Annotated in this window: 11 protein-coding genes; 3 read left to right on the top strand and 8 right to left on the bottom strand. The window is 73.1% G+C overall.

From position 1 onward, the window contains the following. Window positions 1–55 precede the first annotated feature (55 nt). From PYR91_RS08595 to PYR91_RS08585, 3 genes are all read right to left on the bottom strand, one after another. Entirely contained in the window at window positions 56–2,518 is a 2,463-nt protein-coding gene (locus PYR91_RS08595) for a glycoside hydrolase N-terminal domain-containing protein (RefSeq protein WP_279778756.1), read from the bottom strand. 72 nt (window positions 2,519–2,590) lie between these two features. Beyond that, window positions 2,591–3,427 carry an undecaprenyl-diphosphate phosphatase gene (locus tag PYR91_RS08590; RefSeq protein ID WP_279778755.1) on the bottom strand — a complete coding sequence of 279 codons (837 nt, stop codon included), beginning with the start codon at window positions 3,425–3,427 and terminating at the stop codon, window positions 2,591–2,593. Window positions 3,428–3,656: 229 nt separating this feature from the next. Then, window positions 3,657–4,529: a hypothetical protein gene (locus tag PYR91_RS08585; RefSeq protein ID WP_279778754.1), complete on the bottom strand. Its 873-nt coding sequence runs from the start codon at window positions 4,527–4,529 to the stop codon at window positions 3,657–3,659. A gap of 619 nt (window positions 4,530–5,148) precedes the next feature. Here PYR91_RS08585 and PYR91_RS08580 point away from each other — a divergent pair. Continuing rightward, window positions 5,149–5,343, top strand: a complete 195-nt coding sequence (locus PYR91_RS08580) for a hypothetical protein (RefSeq protein ID WP_279778753.1) — start codon at window positions 5,149–5,151, stop codon at window positions 5,341–5,343. A gap of 36 nt (window positions 5,344–5,379) precedes the next feature. Here the strand turns inward: PYR91_RS08580 and gndA are convergent, their stop codons facing one another. The 4 genes from gndA to PYR91_RS08560 all read right to left on the bottom strand — a co-directional run bounded on the left by gndA (window position 5,380) and on the right by PYR91_RS08560 (window position 10,723). Beyond that, on the bottom strand, window positions 5,380–6,813 hold the full coding sequence (gene gndA / locus PYR91_RS08575; RefSeq protein WP_279778752.1) for an NADP-dependent phosphogluconate dehydrogenase: 1,434 nt from the start codon (window positions 6,811–6,813) through the stop codon (window positions 5,380–5,382). Between the two features lie 196 nt (window positions 6,814–7,009). After that, window positions 7,010–7,675, bottom strand: a complete 666-nt coding sequence (locus tag PYR91_RS08570; protein WP_279778750.1) for an HAD family hydrolase — start codon at window positions 7,673–7,675, stop codon at window positions 7,010–7,012. A gap of 133 nt (window positions 7,676–7,808) precedes the next feature. Further along, window positions 7,809–9,203, bottom strand: a complete 1,395-nt coding sequence (locus tag PYR91_RS08565) for an LCP family protein (protein ID WP_279778749.1) — start codon at window positions 9,201–9,203, stop codon at window positions 7,809–7,811. Window positions 9,204–9,400: 197 nt separating this feature from the next. Next, window positions 9,401–10,723 (bottom strand): acyltransferase, encoded by a 1,323-nt coding sequence (locus PYR91_RS08560; protein WP_279778748.1) that lies wholly within the window; start codon window positions 10,721–10,723, stop codon window positions 9,401–9,403. A gap of 173 nt (window positions 10,724–10,896) precedes the next feature. On the opposite strand from PYR91_RS08560, the gene PYR91_RS08555 reads away from it, so the two are divergent. After that, a complete protein-coding gene (locus PYR91_RS08555; RefSeq protein WP_279778747.1) occupies window positions 10,897–11,349 on the top strand; it encodes a VOC family protein in 453 nt (150 codons plus the stop codon). Window positions 11,350–11,656: 307 nt separating this feature from the next. Further along, window positions 11,657–12,322 (top strand): RraA family protein, encoded by a 666-nt coding sequence (locus PYR91_RS08550; RefSeq protein WP_279778745.1) that lies wholly within the window; start codon window positions 11,657–11,659, stop codon window positions 12,320–12,322. An 80-nt stretch (window positions 12,323–12,402) separates the two neighbouring features. Here the strand turns inward: PYR91_RS08550 and PYR91_RS08545 are convergent, their stop codons facing one another. Further along, window positions 12,403–12,600: a CsbD family protein gene (locus tag PYR91_RS08545; RefSeq protein ID WP_279778744.1), complete on the bottom strand. Its 198-nt coding sequence runs from the start codon at window positions 12,598–12,600 to the stop codon at window positions 12,403–12,405. Between the last annotated feature and the right edge of the window lie 72 nt (window positions 12,601–12,672).

Raw genomic sequence — 12,672 nt, 5'->3', positions numbered from 1 at the left:
ACCTGTGGCCGTTCGGCCATGGCCGGGGGGATGCTTCGCGCCGGGCGGCGCGGGGTCACCGGACGGGCGTGAGCCGGTAGGTGTGCCCCGCCCTGGCCGGGACGACGGCGGTGTCGGCCTCCACCGCGCACGGCACGCTCGCGCCGCACCCGCCGAGGAAGGCCACGTTGCGCACCCGGACCTCGCCGTCGTGTCCGGCGGTCAGGCGGACCTCGGCCACCTCGCCGTTCACCCAGGTGGCCCCCACGGTGTGGCCGCCGCGGGCGCGCAGCCCGTCGAAGGAGCCGTGCGGCCACGCGGACGGCGGCGCGGGCAGCACGTCGACCACCCCGGCGTGGCTCTGCACCAGCATCTCGGCGATCCCGGCCGTGGTCCCGAGCACCCCGGCCGCCTGGAAGGGCGGATCGTCGCGCGGGCCGGGGCGGGCGGCGTCGGCGATCTGCCCGGCGAGCAGGCGGTGCGCCCGGTCGCCGTCGAGCAGGCGGGCCCACAGGCTGATCTTCCAGGCCCGGCTCCAGCACGGCCCGCCGTCGCCGCGCCGTTCGAGCGTCACCCGCGCGGCCTCGCCGAGCGGGGTGCAGGGGCGGATCCTGCGGCCCGGATGCAGCGCGAACAGGTGCAGGACGCCCGGGTCGGCGGCCCACGGGTCCTCCCGGTCGTCCCGCCACTCCTGGAGCTGGCCGGCCGCGCCGACCCGCAGGCCCTCGTCGAGCTCGCCGAGGGCTCGCAGCAGGCGGTAGCCGGGGTCGAGCCCCAGGAACTCCGCGGCCTCGACGGTGTTGGCCACCAGGTCCCACACGATCTGCTGCGCGCTCGCCGCGCCGTCCGACGACGGGCCGAGCAGGCCGCCGTCGCCGGCCAGCCGGTCGAGCCAGAACTCCGCCGCCTCCCTGAGCAGGGGGTAGGCGTGGTCACGCAGGTAGGCGGCGTCCCCGCCGAACAGGAACCGCTCGTAGGCGTGCTGGGCGAGCCAGGCGCCCCCCTCGGGGAACCGGGGGCCCGTCCCCGCGCCGGGGCCGGTGGGCCCGAACGGGCCGGTGACCGTGCGCGTGCCACTCGTCCCCGCGCCCGGGCCGGTGAGGCCGAACGGGCCGGTGATCGCGCGCGTGCCACCCGTCCCCTCGGCGGGGCCGGTGAAGCCGAACGGGTCGGTGACGGCGTGCGTCAGCCAGCCGGTTCCGCCGGACGCCTCGGCGGCGGCCCGGCCCGGGGGACGCAGCGCGCCGAGGTGGCGCGACAGCGGCTCCGCGCACTCGCCGAGCCCGGTGACCTCGGCGGGCCAGTGGCTCATCGGCATCGTGAGCGCCGGATGCCCGGCGGCGGTCCACGGCGGGCCCGCCCCGTCCCGCCACAGGCCGCCGCGCAGCCCGGCCGGCGCCGGCGACCCCTCGCGGGCCGACGCGATGAGCAGGTAACGCCCGTAGGAGAACAGCAGCGCCTCCAGAGCCCGGTCGCCCGGCCCCCCGCCGCCGTACGCGGCGAGCGCCCGATCCAGGGGCGCGACCGCCGGCTGGTCCGCCGGCGCCGTCCGCGGGCCACCCGCCGGTGCCGGCTCCCGGCCACCCGCCGGTGCCCTCCCTTGGCCACCCGCCGGTGCGGTCGCCGGGCCGCCCGATCGTGCCGTCTCCGGGCCGTCGGGGAACGCCGCCGCGTGGGCTCCCGGGAGGGCGGGTTCCCGGCCGGCCGGACCCGCCGCGTGCAGGGGGGCGCCCTGCCCGAGGTCGAGCCGCACCCGGTCGAACAGGCGGCGGTGGTCGGCGACGTGCTCGGCGCGCAGCGCGGCGTAGCCGCGCGCGCCGGCCGCGTCCATGCGCGCGGTGACCGGCTCGTGCGGGTCGTGGCCCCGGTAGGCGGGGTGCGCGGCGGCGTAGTCGGTCCCCGCGCCGACCACGAGGGTGACGGCGTCGGCGGCGGTCACGGTGACGGCGCCCTCCGCGTCCGCGCGGTCGCCGCCTTCGTTCAGTACGCGGACCTGGCACTCGAACCGGAGCCCGTTGTCCTCCAGCGCCCCCCGCAGGGTCAGGAGGCCGGCCCCGGCGACGCGGACGCCCCCGGTGTGACACGGGGCCGTGCCGGTCAGCCGGACGACGAGCGTGACGCCGCCGGGACGGCCGGCGGTCAGCCGCACGACCACGACCTGGGCGGGGTGGCTGGCGAAGTGCTCGCGGACGAAGACGACGCCGCCGGCCGTGTAGCGCACCGACGCTACGGCCGTCCGCGGGTCGAGCTCCCGCCGGTAGCCGCAGACGGCGCCCGGCGTCTCGACGGTGAGCGAAAGGTCGGCGAGCGGCTGGTAGGAGCCCGGCCCGGCGTGCCGCGACCCCGGGCCGCCCGTCCACAGGGTGCTCTCGTTCAGAACGAGGCGCTCGTCGCGGACGCCGCCGAAGACCATCGCCCCGAGCCGGCCGTTGCCGATGGGCAGGGCGGGGCGCTGCCAGGCGTCGTGCTCATCCGGCCCCGCCGCGGGACGGTCGTACCACAGCGTCAGCATCGCTCCCCGCTCAGAAATGATGATCAAAACAGATCTTAACGGGATGAATCAGAAAATGTTACTGACTCTGTCGAGACACGCTCAGCGGCGGCGCGGTGCTCAGATGGCCGGGATCAGGTCGAAGCTCACCGCGGCGATCACCAGCAGGCCGAGGACCACCCGGTAGATGATGAAAGGAGTGAAGCGGTGGGTGCTGATGTACCTGAGGAACCAGGCGATGGCCGCGTAGCCGACCGCGAACGACACGATGGTGGCGAGGATCGTCGGGCCCCACGCGGGGGCGTGGCCCTCGCCGATCTCCAGCAGCTCCAGCGCGCCCGACATGAGCACGGCGGGGATGGCGAGCAGGAAGGAGTACTCCGCCGCCTCCTCGCGCCGGTAGCCGAGCAGCAGCCCGGCCCCCGTGGTGCCGCCGGAGCGCGAGACGCCGGGCACGAGGGCCAGCGCCTGGGCGAAGCCGTAGGTCAGGGCGTGCGGGAGGTTCAGGTGCTTGTCGAGGGTCAGCTCGTTGCGCGCCATGCGGTCGGCCACCGCCAGCAGCAGGCCGAAGACGATCAGGCAGGCGCCCACCAGGCGCAGGTCGCGCACGGTCGTCTCGATCTGCTCCTTGAAGGTCAGCCCCAGGACGCCGATCGGGATGCTGCCCGCGATGACGTACCAGCCCATGCGGGCCGCGGAGTCCTGCCGCAGCTCGGGGGTCCACAGTGAGCGCGTCCAGGTGGTGATGATGTCCCAGATGCGCTTGCGGAAGTAGATCAGCACGGCGGTCTCGGTGCCGAGCTGGATGACGGCGGTGAACGCGGCCCCCGGGTCGCGCCAGCCGAAGAACGCCGAGACGACTCTGATGTGGGCGCTGGACGAGATGGGCAGGAACTCCGTCAGTCCCTGCACCAGGCCGAGCACGAGCGCCTCAAACCAGCCGATCAATGAACACACCTTCCGGGGAGGGCCGCGGGGCACGGCGGACCATCCGGGCCGTGCGGGCCGCGCGAAGCGGGGAACCCAGGTGAGGCTAGTGCACCCGGGGCCCGCCGGTGTCGGCCGAACGGCCGATCTCCTCCGCCGGCGAAGGTCCACCCCGGCCACGCCGAGACGGCCGGGGCGCGCTCGCCCGTCTCGGGACGCGGCCCGCGCCGCCTCCGCCGCGACGTCGTCGCCGCCGCGGTCAGGCGGCGACGATGGACTGCTCCAGTTCGCGGGCGAGGTCGGCCATGCCGCAGCGCCGGACGCCGTCGATCATCATCTGGAGGTCTCGGGCGACGCGGGTGGAGCGGACGCCGGAGGACTGGGCGACCGCCCGTCGGGCCTGGGACGCGCCGCCTTCGAGGTCGCCCTCGCGCATGCGCAGCACCGCGACGCGGGTGAGGCAGCGCAGGCCGGTGCGCGTGCGGCCCTCGCCGAGCCGTTCGAGCGCGGCGGCCAGGCGTTCGTGCGCGCGGGTGTGGTCGCCGAGCTCGTACAGAGCCAGGCCGAGCGCGCTGTCGTGGTGGCCGGGGGAGACGGTGATGTGGCGGGCCCAGTCGGGCGCGACGGCGGGCTCGGCGCGGGCCAGGGCCTCCTGCGCCAGGCCGATGTGCCGCACGCCGGCCTGGCGGTCGCCCGCCGCCGCGCAGTGGCGGGCCGCCACGGCGTGGACGTTGGCCCGCTCGGCGCTGGAGATGCGTTCGTCGCCCAGGGCCAGGCGGAGGATCTCGACGCCGTCGTGCGGCCGGCCGATGTCGGCGAAGGACACCGACAGGTCGAGCATGGTGTGCGCCCGGAGGTCGCGGTCGGCGCCCCGCGCGCTGCAGTCGAGGGCGAAGGTGAGGATCTTGGTGGCGGGCTCGATCTGGCCCTGGTCGTACGTGGCCCAGCCCAGGCGGTCGGCGAGCAGCCCGATGGCGGAGGCCAGCCGCTCGCGGGTGGCGTCGCTCATCGGCTGGCCCTGGAGCCTGACCGCCCATTCGAGCGCGCCGCGCGCCATGGCCATGGCGCCGTTGCCGCCGCGCGCGAGATCCATGCGCATGTAGAGATCGGCCGCCGCCTCGACGGCCTGCACTTCGGATAAACCGACACGGGCCGGTAAACCGGCCGCCAGTCCGTCTAACAAGCTTGTCAAGGGTTCGCCCGCGGCCACACCGACGGACGCGGCCGCGATGACTGAGAGTAGGCCCCGACGCTTCATGTCATCGAAGGTACCCGTTGAAGGGCCGTCTGCATCCGGTGTTCTCGTCGCCGGATCGGGAACCGGGATCGGGCCCAGCGCGAGCTCGTAACGGTGCAGGAGCGCGGGGGTGACCTCACGGTCACCACGCTCCACTCTGCTGAGGTGACCTGGTGAGACGCCGGTCCGGGCGGAGAGCTGACCGAGGCTGAGACCCGCGCGGGTGCGGGCGGCGCGCAGATCGGCACCGGTCGTCATGGTAACTCCCCGTGTTGCGGCAACGACGGTGCGGCACCGGTGCAACGGTGACACGCCGTTATCGGATACTCACAATGACGGTAGCGCGGATGTCAGGCGCACAGTTCGATGACGGCGAAATGGCGAAACCCTGAAGGGTGATTCCTGTGCCTCTGGGTGCTTTTGCTGCGTGGTCCGAGTTAGGTTCGGTGCGAGAAATGCGACATATATGTATTAGTCCACAAGCGTTCTCCCCGAGCAGGGAAGAGGGTAAACGATGAGGCTCTCGACCCCCGAAACAGCCGGGTGGACGGTCTTCCGGTCGGACACCGGCCGCTTCTGGGCGACCCGCGTCCGGTTCGACGACGACGCCGAGGCCGCCGGAGTCTGGCGCACCGTGGACGCCGACGACGCCACCACCCTCGCCCGTCTCATCGCCGAGCAGGAGCAGCGCGCCACGTCGGCGTCCTGAGGGAGATCGGTCCCTCACCGTCGGGCGGCCGGCCGGTCAGACGTCGACGCGGGCCTCGCGGCGCTCGGAGAGCTCCCAGAGGGTGTGGTAGACGCCCTCGCGGTCGGACCTGCGGTAGGTGTGGGCGCCGAAGAAGTCGCGCTGCGCCTGGATCAGCGCGGCCGGCAGCCGCTCGGCGCGCAGAGCGTCGTAGTACGACAGCGAGCTGGCGAAGCCGGGCGCGGGGACGCCGCCGCGTACCGCCGCCACCACGACGTCACGCCACGACTCCTGGGCCGCGCCCACCTCGGCCGCGAAGTCGGCGTCCGCCAGCAGCGTGGGCACGTTCGGGTCGGCCTCGTAGGCGGCCCGGATGCGGTCGAGGAACCGCGCCCTGATGATGCATCCGCCGCGCCAGATCGTCGCGGTCGCGCCGAGGTCGATGTCCCAGCCGTACTCGGCGCTGCCGGCCTGGATCTCGTTGAAGCCCTGGGCGTAGGCCACGACCTTGGACGCGTACAGCGCCTGCTCCACGTCGTCGCCGAACGACGCCGGCAGGCCGCCCACCGACGGGCCGGGCAGCTCGCGCGCCGCCTGGCGCATCTCGACGTGGCCCGACAACGAGCGGGCGAAGACCGCCTCGGCGATGCCGGTGACGGGCACGCCGAGGTCGAGCGCGGCCTGCACCGTCCAGCGGCCGGTGCCCTTCTGCTCGGCCTGGTCGAGCACGACGTCCACGAAGGGCTTGCCCGTGGCGGCGTCCGTGTGCGACAGCACGTCGGCGGTGATCTCGATGAGATAGGAGTCGAGCCGCCCGGTGTTCCAGGTGCGGAACACCTGCGCGATCTCGGCGGGCGACATCCCCGTGCCCTGGCGCAGCACGTCGTAGGCCTCGGCGATGAGCTGCATGTCGGCGTACTCGATGCCGTTGTGCACCATCTTGACGAAGTGCCCGGCGCCGTCGGGGCCGATGTGGGTGCAGCAGGGGACGCCGTCGACCTTCGCGGAGATGTCCTCCAGGATCGGCCCGATCGCCTCGTAGGCCTCCCGTGAGCCGCCGGGCATGATGCTCGGGCCCTCCAGCGCGCCCTGCTCGCCGCCGGAGATGCCGGCGCCGACGAAGTGCAGGCCGTGCTCGCGCAGCGCCTTCTCGCGGCGGCGGGTGTCGGCGAAGTGGGCGTTGCCGCCGTCGATGACGATGTCGCCGGCGTCGAGCAGCGGCACGAGCTCCTCGATCACCGCGTCCGTCGCCTTGCCCGCGTTGACCATGATCACCATCTTGCGGGGGCGTTCCAGCGACGCCACGAAGGCTTCCATGGTCTCTCCGGGCAGGAACAGCCCTTCGTGGCCGTACTCCTCGACCAGCGCCTTCGTCTTCGCCTCCGTGCGGTTGTGCACGGCCGTCGGGTAGCCGTGCCGGGCGAAGTTACGTGCGAGGTTCCGGCCCATGACCCCGAGGCCCGTGACGCCGATGACCGCCTGCTGTGCCATATCGATCACTCTCCTTCTGATCTGGCAGTACGCCCGGGAGCGCCGTCGGGTTCGAAGGACGGCGCCGCCACGCGGGCGCCCGGCGGCGCCGGCACGCGGGGACGCGGGCCTGACCGGCCCCGATCCGATGCCCGAGGCGCTTCCCCGTCACAATCTAGGCGCGCGTCGCGAAACGGGTGCCGGCAGGGTGCGGGGCTCAGCCGAGGAGGCGGCCGATCGGGCTGTCGTCCAGGCGCTGCAGCAGGTCGTGGCAGTCCTTGTAGACGGCCTCCGCGCCGGCCTCCAACAGGGAGGCCGTGTCGATGCCGCCCGACCGCACCGCCACGGCGCCCACCTTCGCCGAGCGGGCCGAGAGCGCGTCCCACACGGTGTCGCCGATCATGATCGCCTGGTCGGGGGAGAGCCCCGACTTCTCCAGGGCCTCGCGCACCGGCTCGGGGTCGGGCTTGGACGTCTCGACGTCTCCCGCGTGCACCAGGGCGGACACGGCGTCCTCCGCGCCGGTGACGCCGATCAGGCGGTCGGCCTCGTCCTTGGGGGCGCTGGTCGCCACGACGATGACCAGCCCCCGGGCGGCCAGCGTGTGCATCAGCTCCCCCGCCCCGGGCAGCGGCCGCACCTCGGCCAGCCGGGGCTTGAACAGCTCCGCGTGCGTGGCGGAGACGGCCTGGGCGTCCTCCTCCGTCAGGTCGGGCGCCAGGTAGTCGATCAGCGAGCGGTCGGCGCGCCCGACCGCTCCGTGGATGTCGACCATGGGCACGTCGCGGCCCCGTCGCCGGAACCCCTCCCACCACGCGACCACGTGCAGGTAGTTCGTGTCGACCAGAGTGCCGTCGACGTCGAAGATCACACCCTGCCTCATCGTTCACCGCCCTCGTGTGACGCCCCTGCCCCCGGACCGCACGCAGTGCGTACGGTACTCGTCCGGTAACGGAAAGCAAGTAACGCATGTCCGGTTCCGTACCCCCGGAGTGCCCGGAATGCACTGAAGCGGGTCAGCTTCCCGAGCAGGAGTCCTGGGTGGCGTCGATGCCCTTGAGGTCGGTGTCGGACATCGGGGCGGGCTTGAGCCCCTTCCAGTCGGATCCGATCACCAGCACCAGCCGGGGCGTCGTGGCGCTCGCGACCAGGCTGGGGCGGGAGGTCAGCAGGTCGCCCGCCAGGGTGGGGACCTTCGCCTGGCCGTTGGCCGAGTACCTGACCAGCGTCTTCGGGTACGGCTTGCGCTTGGTGTCGCCCACGTGGACGACGTGGTAGCCGCGCCGCTCCAGGTCGGCGGCGACCTGGCGCGCCAGCCCGGCCCGCGCGGTGCCGTTCTGGACCACGACCTCCACCGTCGACTTGGGCACCTTGCCCTGGCGGCCGGTCCTGATCTGCGAGCCCTTGAGGGTGGTGTCGGTCGCGACGAGGTGGAACAGCCGCCTGGCCTGCGGCTGCACCCACTCGACGCGACCCGGCCAGGTCAGGGAGTACCGCCACGGGGTGGTGACGAACCGGATGTCGCCGGCCGCCAGCCCCTGGGCGCTCGTCGCCAGGTCCTTCATCACGCCCACGGTGAGCTGCGGGTCGGTGGTCACCGACTTGGTGGCCGCGTCCAGGAAGCCGAACAGCCGGGCGGGGTCGGCGAGGGTGGCGCCGCTCATCGCCTTCTTGGCCATCGAGGCGATGAACATCTGCTGCCGCTGGATGCGCCCGATGTCGGAGCCGTCGCCGAGGCTGTAGCGGGCGCGCACGTAGCCGAGCGCCTGCTCCCCCTTGACGGTCTGCCTGCCGGCGGGCAGCCGCAGCAGGGCCTTCTTGTCGTCGATCGCCTTCGGCACGCAGATCTCGACGCCGCCGAGCGCGTTCACCATGCTCTTGAAGCCGGTGAAGTCGATCTTGACGTAGTGGTCGATGTGGATGCCGGTGAGTGTCTCGACGGTCTTCCAGGTGCAGCCGATGCCGCCGAAGTTGAACGACTCGTTGATCATGCCGGTGTGCGGGCGCTGCCCGGGCTTGCCCCGGCGGGGCGGGCAGGCGGGGAGCTGGACGAGTGAGTCACGCGGGAAGCTGATGAGCAGGGCGTTGTCGCTGCCCGGCGACAGGTGGGCGAGGATGATCGTGTCGGTGCGCTCGCCCGGCTCGCGGTGGCCGTACTTCAGGTTCGCGCCGGCGCGGGTGTCGGAGCCCACGATGAGGATGTTCAGCGCCTTGGTCGTCTTGACCGGGCGCGCTCCGAGGTCATCGGCGTCGACGCCGATGTGCTTGATGTTGTTGTTCAGCGTGGCGTAGGCGCCGACGAGGGTGCCGCCGCCCGCGACCGCGACGCCCGCGACCGCGGCCACCAGGCACCACAGCCACGGCTTCCACCACCTGCCCGCGCTGGGCCGGTCCGCGGATCCGTCGTCCACGGGCCGGGCTGTGCGCGTCTCGACGAGCCCGCCGTTCATCGTCCCCACGGAAATGGCCAGGGCTGGTGACCCGAGGCCACGCGCCGACTCCAGGCGCCGGATCCACCCGCCCGGCAAGCCGCGAGCCAGTCTAGCCACGCCGGGGAAGTTTGGGGCCTACTGTCGGACTATTCACAGGGAATCCGGATTTCCCGTGGTCAGTACGGGTGGCGTGCCCGCCATCGCTCGGCCCGCGGCGGGTCCGGGCGCACGTCCGGAGGCGCGTGAGGGGACGGGGCCGGGGACGCGAGGCGGCGGCCGAGGCGCTGCGCGGGGCGTTCCACGAAGCGGTACCCGAGCGCCGCGGCGCCGATCACGAGCGCGAAGAAGACCGCCTCCCACAGCAGTCGCCCGGTGAGCGGCATCTGCGCCGCGTCCCCGGTGACCCTCCTGATCACCTGGAGCACCAGGGGGTGGAGCAGGTAGAGGGAGTAGCTCGTCAGGCCCAGCCAGGCGAGCACCGGCGAGACGGCGCGGTGGCGCAGCGCGAGCCCGGCGGCGAAGGTCAGCCAGGCCGCGACCACGGCGGTCGACCAGCCCCACTTGAACGCCTGCTGCCCGGCCTCGGTCATCCCCCAGCCCGGGCCGTGCAGGACGGCCGCGGCCACCGACAGGGCCGGCACCAGCGGCATGGCCCACAGCGCCCACGCACCTCCCGCCGAGCGCTCGACGCGGTGGATCGCGGTGCCGCCGAACATCGTCGCCAGGATGATCAGGCTCTGCCAGGCCCCCACCCTGCTGTTGAGGACGACGAGCGCGAGCGCGGCCACCGCGAGCACCGCGGCGCCGCGCGCCCGCGTGGGCCGGCCGGCGCCCAGGACGGCGGCGATCCCGGCGGCCACCATCGTCACCGTCATGGCGACCACCACCGGGCCGGTGCCGAACGAGCGGGAGAGCAGGCCGGCCGGCACCAGCGCGCCGGCGACCAGCGCGCACCCGGCGAGCGTCACCGAGGTCCCGGTGCCGGCGCGGCGGGCGCCGAGCAGGAACATCGCGGTGACCAGCAGGTAGAAGGCCATCTCGTACGAGAGGGTCCAGAAGACGTTCACGACGCTGGGGACCTGGAACAGGTCCTGGAGCATGGTGAGGTGGGCCAGGGCGGCCACCCACGGTTCGCGCTCGGCCTGGTCCGAGAGCGGGGTGTAGACCCCGGCCAGGGCGAAGCCGACGCCGAGCGCCGCGGCCAGCGCCCACAGCGGGTACAGGCGGAAGAACCGGGTGATCCAGAAGCCGCGGACGTCGCCGCGCCTTTCGAGCGAGATGGGGATGACGTAGCCGCTGACCAGGAAGAACACCAGCACGCCGTACTGGCCGAAGTCGAACCACGGGCTCACCGTGCCGCGGACCTCCGGCAGGAGGGCGTCCAGGGAGTGCTCGAACACCACCACCAGGGCGGCGACGCCGCGGAGCGCGTCGAGCCAGGACTGGCGGGTGACGAGCGCGGGTGGTGCCGGAGGGGCGGATCGGGTCGCGACGGACATTTGCCCCGCCCTACCCCGTAACCCTGGATCTATTAGCACCGAGTCACATTAAGGGTGATTTCTCCCTTTTGCGCATCCGTCGAGGCGGGTGCCGGGAGGCGGTGCCGTGGCGCAGACTGGAAGGGCGCCCGAGCGCACCGGCGGGCGGCGGCCGAGGGCTCAGGGAGGCTTCGATGCTCGGCAGAAAGCTCACGGAGGCGCGCTGGACGCACGTCGCGCTGCCCAGCTCCGACCTGGACGCGGCCGTCGAGTTCTACACGACCCTGACGCCGCTGGTGGTGGTCTCCACCCACCACGACAAGGACGGGCGCAACGCCTGGTTGTCCAACGACAAACAGGTGGAGACCCCCTTCGTGCTGGTCCTGGTCGAGTTCGCCGAGGCCAGGGGCGTCAGGCAGCCGCAGCTCGCCCCGTTCGCCCACCTGGGCATGGAGGTGCCGAGCCGCGAGGACGTCGACGCGGCCGCCGCGCGCGGCCGCGAGCTGGGCTGCCTGCACTGGGAGCCGATGGAGCTGCCACCGCCGGTGGGGTACGTGTGCGCGCTCAAGGACCCCGACGGCAACGTCGTCGAGATCTCCCACGACCAGAGGGTGTTCGAGGAGGTCCGCACGCTCTGGAGCGAGTGACCCGCCGCTCCGCGGCCGGCGAGGTCGCCGGGCGGCTGTCGCTTTCCTCCGTTTCCGTGCAGGCGACGGGTGTGCTGTGTCACCTTGGTGATCGTCAGAATCCGGGCCGCCGCCGTGAAGTGCCCTCACCGTCGGCCGTCGCCGCTCCGGGCCCGTCGGCGGCGTACGCCGGTCGTGGCCTCCGGTTCGGCCGTCTCGTGTAGCCGTGTTTACTAAGGCGGCGCCGGGCCCGGATGATCGAGCCGAGGGCCACCGTCCTCAGGTTGGTCGGGAAAGACCAGAAATCTCTCTAAGAGGTGATCGATCCGTGGTTCCGCCTACCACCGCGATCGCGGACGTCCTGCAACTACGAGGGCTCAGCGGGTGGCTCAGCCCCCCACTGCGCCCCATACATCCGACGATGGGCCTCATCGGGAGGGCGCGCACCGTGCGGCTCGCCCCGGGCCCGGACGACGATCTGGAGCCGCTGCGCGCCGTGCTCGACGAGGACCTGCGTGACCGGGTACTCGTCCTGGCGGGCGCCCAGGCGGCGGCCGGGGCGGTGTGGGGAGAGATCCTCACCCGTGCCGCACTGGCCAGGCACGCCGCCGGCCTGCTGGTGGAGGGCGGGGTGCGGGACGTGAACGCCTTCCGTGACCTCGGCCTGCCGGTCTGGGCCCTGTACGAGGCGACGGCCGGCCCGGGGGCCGCCGTGCGCGTCGCCTCCGTGGGGGACCCGGTGGAGATCGCCGGCGTGATCGTGGACGAGGACACGTTCATCGTCATGGACGGCGCGGGTGTGGTCGCCCTGCCGTCCACGGACGTGCTGGACGACTCCTACGCCTACGCGGAGGCCGAGGAGGACGTCGTCACGGCCCTGCGCGAGGGGGCCACGCTCGCCGAGGCCTACCGGCACAAGGCCGACACGGTCGCCAAGCTGCGGCGTTCGGCGTCCGTCCGCCCGGCGGGCGAGGAGGACCGCGGCGCCCCGTGACGGGTGGGGACGTGTGAACGCCGTCGCGGCGGGCCCCCTCAGTGGAGAGGGGCCCGCCGCGACGGCGTTTCGCCGGATGCCTAGTCCTTGGTGACGGCGTCCTTGACGTTCTTGGCGGCGTCCTTCACCCGCTCGCCGGCCTGCTTGAGCTTGCCCTTCGACTCGTCGGCCTCGCCTTCGGCCCTGAGACGGTCGTCGTCGGTCAGGTCGCCCACACCCTGCTTGGCCTTGCCCTTGAGCTCTTCGGCCTTGTTGGAAACCTTGTCGTCCGCGCCCATGATGCTCTCCTTCGCAGAGCGGTTCTTTCACTCAAGGCACTGTCCGGTGCGGGGGCGGATAAACGCGCGGCG

This window comes from Sphaerisporangium sp. TRM90804, assembly GCF_029846175.1.
Lineage (GTDB): Bacteria > Actinomycetota > Actinomycetes > Streptosporangiales > Streptosporangiaceae > Sphaerisporangium.
Note: the sequence above shows the minus strand (reverse complement) of the source record. Positions and strands in the feature narration are given on the sequence as shown.